The 6,532-nt window shown below is 65.1% G+C and carries 6 protein-coding genes and 3 pseudogenes; 4 read left to right on the top strand and 5 right to left on the bottom strand.

Going from position 1 to position 6,532, the window contains the following annotated elements; all coding sequences use genetic code 11:
* A partial coding sequence (locus ACRDUX_RS06285) for an SDR family oxidoreductase (protein ID WP_526412055.1) occupies positions 1 to 138 on the top strand: 138 nt, incomplete at its 5' end.
* Positions 139 to 432: 294 nt separating this feature from the next.
* On the opposite strand, the pseudogene ACRDUX_RS06280 reads toward ACRDUX_RS06285, so the two are convergent.
* Together ACRDUX_RS06280 and ACRDUX_RS06275 are read right to left on the bottom strand one after the other, a co-directional pair.
* Positions 433 to 705, bottom strand: a pseudogene (locus tag ACRDUX_RS06280) (pyridoxamine 5'-phosphate oxidase family protein); the annotation flags it as partial.
* A gap of 36 nt (positions 706 to 741) precedes the next feature.
* Positions 742 to 1,293 (bottom strand): TetR/AcrR family transcriptional regulator, encoded by a 552-nt coding sequence (locus tag ACRDUX_RS06275; protein WP_526412053.1) that lies wholly within the window; start codon positions 1,291 to 1,293, stop codon positions 742 to 744.
* Positions 1,294 to 1,351: 58 nt separating this feature from the next.
* Here ACRDUX_RS06275 and ACRDUX_RS06270 point away from each other — a divergent pair, with 58 nt between their 5' ends.
* Together ACRDUX_RS06270 and ACRDUX_RS06265 are read left to right on the top strand one after the other, a co-directional pair.
* Complete coding sequence (locus ACRDUX_RS06270; protein WP_526412052.1) at positions 1,352 to 2,023, top strand: lysophospholipid acyltransferase family protein; 672 nt, start codon at positions 1,352 to 1,354, stop codon at positions 2,021 to 2,023.
* A gap of 48 nt (positions 2,024 to 2,071) precedes the next feature.
* Positions 2,072 to 2,365 (top strand): annotated as a pseudogene (locus ACRDUX_RS06265) (helix-turn-helix domain-containing protein); the annotation flags it as partial.
* Between the two features lie 317 nt (positions 2,366 to 2,682).
* Here ACRDUX_RS06265 and ACRDUX_RS06260 read toward each other — a convergent pair.
* The gene (locus ACRDUX_RS06260; RefSeq protein ID WP_526412050.1) at positions 2,683 to 3,507 is read right to left on the bottom strand and encodes a bestrophin-like domain; all 825 of its coding nucleotides are present in this window, start codon (positions 3,505 to 3,507) and stop codon (positions 2,683 to 2,685) included.
* A gap of 251 nt (positions 3,508 to 3,758) precedes the next feature.
* Here ACRDUX_RS06260 and ACRDUX_RS06255 point away from each other — a divergent pair.
* Positions 3,759 to 3,960, top strand: a pseudogene (locus tag ACRDUX_RS06255) (RNase H family protein); the annotation flags it as partial.
* Positions 3,961 to 3,982: 22 nt separating this feature from the next.
* Here the strand turns inward: ACRDUX_RS06255 and ACRDUX_RS06250 are convergent.
* A complete protein-coding gene (locus tag ACRDUX_RS06250; RefSeq protein WP_526412048.1) occupies positions 3,983 to 5,413 on the bottom strand; it encodes an amino acid permease in 1,431 nt (476 codons plus the stop codon).
* A gap of 31 nt (positions 5,414 to 5,444) precedes the next feature.
* Positions 5,445 to 6,532, bottom strand: a 1,088-nt coding sequence (locus ACRDUX_RS06245) for an alcohol dehydrogenase catalytic domain-containing protein (RefSeq protein WP_526412046.1), incomplete at its 5' end; no start/stop codon positions are given.

The following is a 6,532-nucleotide window of genomic DNA, read 5'->3' as shown; positions in this document are numbered from 1 at the left end:
GAGTTCGCCGCGACCAATCCGATGCTGCGCTTCGGCCACCCGGACGAGTTCGCCAGGGCGGCGGCGTTCATGGCCTTCGACGCGACGTTCACGACCGGAGCCGAACTGGCGGTGGACGGCGGCCACTCCCAGCTCTGACGAGGCGCGGCCCCGAGCCCCCTCATCCAGTTACGACCCCGTCACCGTTAATGGATTGTGCAAGACCAGATCACGAGAAATCGGCAATCGCCTCGAACGAGCGCTAAGCCCTGGTTTGACGTGGACCACGGCCACGGCACCTTCGAGTGCATGCGAAACAAATGAAGGCGCGTGCACCCGGAAACGGGCACTCTATACCGCGGACTCGCCGAAGGTCTGACGACCAGACTGTCGGTATACCGAGTCCGAACGTTCTCGTCACTGGCGCGTGGAGGCGATCCGAGTCGGCGGGCCTCAAGGGTCGCCGGTGGCGTCAGCGCTGAGCCACCGATCGGGGCGGATGGTGAATAACGTGCTGTCCGTTCGTTCGAAGTCGCGAACGAACGCGCGCCCTCCTTCTTCGCCGAGGTATCGGATGGCGATTGCTTCCTGGACGTCCCGCGTGCTCGGTTCGGTCTCGACGACGGTGCCCTCGACGACCACATACTGATACGGCGGCTCTTCGCGTTGGACAGCCAGCGAAACAGACCCCGCGTGTTCGATGAGCTTGGCCTTGCGACTAGATGATGCGGGTCAGGACGTTGTTGACAGCTGGGCAGCGGGCTACTGGTCTCCGAGGATCCCGGCCAGTAGGGCCATGAGCACCGCGTCTGAGTCGATGGTCTGCAACGAGATCGCCTCGGCACCGCGCCGACCGAACATCACTCCTAGTCCCTGGACCCCAGCCCACAGGGCGAGGGCGTGCCGCTGGTCTGCGTCGGGGCGCGCCTCTCGGATTCGTTCGGTCAGTGTTTCCAGCCACCGGCCGGTGATGGCGCGCAGGCGGCCGCCGGCGCCCTCAAGGAGATCGTGCCGGGAGATGAGTTCGAACATCGCTGGCCGCATGATCGCGAAGTCCACCACGCTTCGGGACGCCGTTGTCAGGGCCAGGGTCGGTTCGGCGACGGCGAGTCCGTCGAGGATTAGTTTGTCGAGGTCCTCGATTCCCTGACGGGCGATGGCGGCGAGCAGGTTCGCGTAGGTCGGGAAGTGGTGCCGGGGTGCACCGTGTGAAACCCCGGCTCGGATCGCGATTCGGCGTTGTGTCAGCCCAGCCAGGCCGTTGAGTTCGAGTAGTTCGACCCCGGCCTGCACGAGTTGTTCACGAGCATCCACCTAGACAGTGTCTAGGACTCTTGGCACCATGTCTCCTAGACACTGTCTAGGAGGTTGCATGTACTGGGTGCTCAAGTGGGTGCTGCTGGGTCCCGTGATCCGCTGGTTCGCGCGGCCGCGGCTAATCGGCGAACTTCCCGATGGACCTATTGTGCTGGCGCCCAACCATTTAACGGAGATCGACTCTCTTGTACTATGTGCAGCGCTTCCTCGACGACTCACCTTCGTCGCGAAAAGTGAATACTTCACTCGCGGTGGAACGAGAGCCAGGCTCTATGGGAGCTTGTGTCGCCTGACCGGGCAGATCCCGATCAGCAGGCACGGCGACGGCAGTGCGAATGCGGCGCTGGTTGCCGCGGCCGACGTCGTAAACGGCGGCGGGGTGTGGGCCATCTACCCCGAGGGGACACGATCGCCGGACGGACGTCTCTATCGGGGAAGAACGGGCGCAATGCGGGTTGCCCTGCAGTGTCGTTGCTCGGTGGTGCCGGTCGGCGTGGTCGGTACGCGCTCCATCAATCACCCCGGAAAGCGAGGCTGGCGGCGCGGCAGGGTGGAGATTCGGATCGGGGCGCCGCTGGACCTTGCGAACTACAAAGACAGTTCAGATCCGCGCGTGTGGCGATGCGCGACCGACGAGTTGATGGCAGCGATTCAATGCCTGACTAGCCAGGAGTACGTCGACCGCTATCCGACCAGCATGGAGCGGGCCGCGCGTGACACCGTCTAGCTGCACTTTTGATCGGCGTTGTGTGGCCACCTGCGAGCGAGCTCCATGGTGAGCCATCGCAACGCACCTCTGTCAGTTGAGGGCCGTCGGCGGTTGGTCGCACGATGCGAAACTCGCCCAATCGCTCACGTCGCTTCGGAGATGGGCATTTCCCGGGCATGTGCCTCCAAGTGGGTACATCGATGGCGTCAGCACGGAGACGCCGGTCTGCTCGACCGGCCCTCGACACCGCACCATCAGCCGACTGCAACCGACGCTGCCATCGTGCACGCGATCGGAATGATGCGACGGAAGCATAAGTGGCCGGCGTCGGCCCAACCAGAAAACACGGCAGAAGCTGGGTAGACCCGCAGATACAGGCAGACCACAACCAGCAGCGTTGCGAAAAGCAGCCTCCCCACGACCTCACCTGAGTCAGTCCACGGATCGAGGCTTCCAACGTCAACAGCACCAGCCGTTACAAACCCAACGCGGCCGAACGTCACTGGAATGAACGCCGAGCTTGCGCAGGACCAACTCGAGGACCTCGGACTCATGAGAGTCGAATTTGCCTGCGCCAACTCGAAATACAGCATTGTCGTCTTGGCTCGCACGATCTTGCCGACGCCCGCTTCGCCGCGGACGACCAGCGCCGCGCTTTGTCCGTCGCGCACTGCCGTCTACGTGTGCGGCTGATCGTCCTTCCAGATCTGAAGCACGTTCACGTAGGGGTCGGGCTTCACCGACAGCGCGCCGACGAACGGATGTTCGAGCGCGAAGATCAGATACATGACGAAGCCCATCAGGGCTGCGGTCAGGGCCACCCCGATGGCATGCACCAACAGGTCGCGGGTCCCGAACAAGAACGTGAACGCCATCACGACCGCGCCGCCGCCGAGAAGCAGCACCCAGAGCTCACCGGGGATCGCCGACTCACCCGTCGAGACCCGCAGTTTGCGGTTGGCACTCAGGTCGTTCAACTTGACGATGTCGTGGTCGAAGAACGCGATCTCGTTGCGTGTCTCCGGCTGGACCTTGAGGAAGGCCGTCCAGACGTCGGTCGTGTGATCGGATTCTTCCTCGATGGTCTCACCCCGTTGCATTCGCGGTAATTCGTCATCGATCACGTCTTCGGTGTAGGCGACAAGGCTCCGTTGCACTTCGGGCCGGTACGCCGCAGGTATCGCCGCGGAGTCTCGGAGTAGATCAGCGATGGCGCTGGCCTCCGCCTGAGTTGCGTTCTCGGCGTCTCCGAACTGTTCCCACACGACGACCACTACAAAGGCGACGAGCACCGCGTAGAGGACACCGGCAAGCTGGAACACCTGCCCCGAAACTGCATTCGCATTCTCGAGGCGGGTGTGCGACACCGCCTTTCGGAACACGATCAGTCCGCCCACGGACAGCGCGATGACGAGGCTCACCGTGAGGAATCCGAGAAGCGGAGCAGGAATCTGTAGAAGCCAGAGCACGGACAACCACCCCCAGTCGGGCGGACGCAGCACCGTCCGCCCCTCATTATCGCTAGATACGCGGTTCAGATCGGCGTAACGCTCCGATGGCCACGATCGCGCGGCGTGACTCACAGCCGCGGACGGATCCACACTCAGACCCCGAGGACCGCAGCCCTGTCTTCGACGACGTCCGGCCGAAGGCCGTACGGCCGCTCCGGCAAGCACAGCAAGTCTGAATTCATGGACCAGGACGTCGTGGTCATCCACACCGACGGTGCGTGCAGACCAATCCGGGCCGCGGCGGCTGGGAACGCAACGGCTGGAAGACCGCCGCGAAGCAGCCCGTGAAGAACGTCGACCCCTGGAAGCGACTCCAGATGGCCAGCGCGCGGCACGAGGTCGAGTGGGTCGGGGGCAAGAGCCACGCGGGTGTCGCCGACAACGAGTTGGCCCGATGAACTGGCGACCCGAGGCATGCAGGAAGTGATCGACGCTTCCGGATGATTGTCGGCGCTGAAGATTGAACCTAGCCAACCCCTTCCAGGAGATCGGTCTCGGTCTTGCCGATCCTGGCGATCACGTCGGGGTGGCGCCGCGCCAGGAGGAAGAACCAGCCGAGGGCGACGGCGACGGTCACGATGAACAGATACGGAATGACGTTGAGCGGGAACGCCGGAACGGGATAGACGTTGGCGAAGAACGTGTACGCCATCGTGACCACTGCGATGACGGCGGCTACCCACACCAGACCGTTGGGCATGCCCTCGCGCTTGGTGTAGACCACACAGGCGATAGCGACCAACGCATACGCGACCATGTAGCCGTAGGTCCCGTAGGTGTCCACCCACACCACGATGTCCATGGGGTGCACGCCGAAGGCCAGCATGATGACGTCGCACAGGATCGCCAGCGGACCGGCGACCAGCAGCACCCGGTGCGGCGTGAGGTGGCCTTCGTGCGTCCGGCCGAACTGCTCGGCCACGACACCCTCCTTGCCCATCACGTAGACGATGCGGCCGACGACGTTCAGCGGCGCGACGACGACGGCGAAGAAGGACGCGCCGACACCGAAGGCCAGGATGGGCGTGAACCACGACGGCATCCCGATCAGAGTTGCGATGTCCTGCAACGGACTTGCGCTATCGGCCAGACCTTCCTTCAACAGCGCGATCTGGGTGTAGGCGGCGAAGACGTAGAGCACGCCGACGACCACCGCGCTCCACATGATGGCCCTCGGGATCGCCGTGTACGGATTACGGGCTTCGCGGCCAAGGGCGTCGGCGGAGGAGAACCCGACGAAGCCGAGGATGCCGAGCACCATGCCCGTCGCCACCCCCTGCGCGGGGATGTCGGTGAGCGAGAACTGCGACGGATCCCACGCGGCCTCACCCGCCCACACCAGGGCCAGTATCAGCAGGACGGTGATGATGGTGACCGAGATCAGCTCCAGCACGAGCGAAACCCGCGCCGACAGTCGAATCCCGCGGATGGTGAACAGCGTCGCCAAACCGCCAAGGACGATCGCCAGAGCGATCTGCCAGCCCGCGCCCTGGATCGGGATGCCGATCAGATTCAGGAAGTCGTTCATGTAGGAGACGGCGCCACCCAGTGAACCCGCCGCGATACCCCAGCAGCCGACCAACAGCGTCACCCCGGCGAGGTACGCGCCGAACGGGCCAAGGCCCTTGGAGACGTAGGTGTAGAGCGAACCGGCCGAGGCGTTGCGCCGCGCGAATACGACGACGCAGTAGCCGACGGCCAGGATCGCGACGGTCGCCAAGGCGAACGACAGGATGGTGGCCTTGCCCGCACTCAAATAGATGGCCGCCGCGGTGAAGGCGATCACGGCGCTGGGGGCGATGTTGGCGATGGCTTGAGCCGCGAGTTCGGGCCCCGACATGACGCCGTGACGCAGTCCTGCGTCAGTGGGTCCCGCGTCGCGGGTGGAGGTGGACATGCCAGGTTCTCCTACGGGTTGCAGTGTGGGGTCACGGGATGAGCAGGGTGCGCAGGGCCTCGCCGGATTCGAGGTTCTTGAACGCGGCGGCGGCCTCGGCCAGCGGCCGGCGTGCCCAGATCAGCGGATCGAGCTTGAGCTGGCCGTCCATGTAACGGTCGACCAGTGCAGGGATGTCGATCGAGGGCCGCACCGATCCGTAGTTGGAGCCGAGGATTCGTTGGTCCGCCTCGGCGAGCACCAGCGGCTCGAACGAGGCCTTCGCGCCCGTCTTGGGCAGGCCCACCACGACGGCGGCTCCACCGAGGCCGAGCATGCGGATCGCCTGTTCGGTGGTGCTGGTGTGCCCGATCGCGTCGAACGCATAGTCCACGCCGTCGGGCAGGAGTTCGAAGAGCAGTTCCACGGCGTCGCCGCGGGAGGCGTCGATGCGGTCGGTGGCGCCGAACTGCACCGCCAGCTGGGTCTTGTCGGGCAGCACGTCGATCGCGATGATCCGTTCGGCGCCAGCGAGTTTGGCGCCCTGCACGACGTTGAGGCCAACGCCGCCGCAGCCGATCACGACCACCGTCGCGCCGGGTTCGACGGCCGCGGTGTTGACCACTGCGCCGACGCCGGTCGCCACGGCGCAGCCGACGACGGCGATCGCGTCGAGAGGTGCGTCGTCGCGCACCTTCACCGCGCCCGACGCCGGCACCACCACCTCCTCGGCGAACGACGACACGCCCAGGTAGTGATGCAGCGTCTCGCCGTCCTTCGAAAGCCGCGAAGTACCGTCGAAGAGAACACCTTTGGGCGCCACCTCGGTGGCGACCTTCTGACAACGGGCCTCGTGGCCGGAGCGGCAGTAACGGCACTCACCGCACGGTGGCACCCACGACAACACGACGTGGTCGCCGACCGCCAGCGACGTGACGCCCTCGCCGAGTTCGACCACCACTCCGGACCCCTCGTGCCCCATCACCAACGGTGCGGGCGCGTCCCAATCGCCGCGCATGACGTGCAGATCCGAGTGGCACACGCCGGCGGCGGCGATCTCGACGCGGACCTCGCCGCGCTTGGGACCAGCCAGGACGACGTCGGTGAACTCGATGGGGGTGGAGGGGTCTCGGAAGACGA

Origin of the sequence: Mycobacterium sp. (assembly GCF_050701675.1) — a bacterium.
In the GTDB taxonomy this organism is placed as follows: domain Bacteria; phylum Actinomycetota; class Actinomycetes; order Mycobacteriales; family Mycobacteriaceae; genus Mycobacterium.
Note: the sequence above shows the minus strand (reverse complement) of the source record. Positions and strands in the feature narration are given on the sequence as shown.

Excerpts from the sequence above, each read along its gene's own strand:
- ACRDUX_RS06270 (WP_526412052.1), top strand. The coding sequence starts at position 1,352 with ATGTACTGGGTGCTCAAGTGGGTGCTGCTGGGTCCCGTGATCCGCTGG.
- ACRDUX_RS06250 (WP_526412048.1), bottom strand. The coding sequence starts at position 5,413 with ATGTCCACCTCCACCCGCGACGCGGGACCCACTGACGCAGGACTGCGT.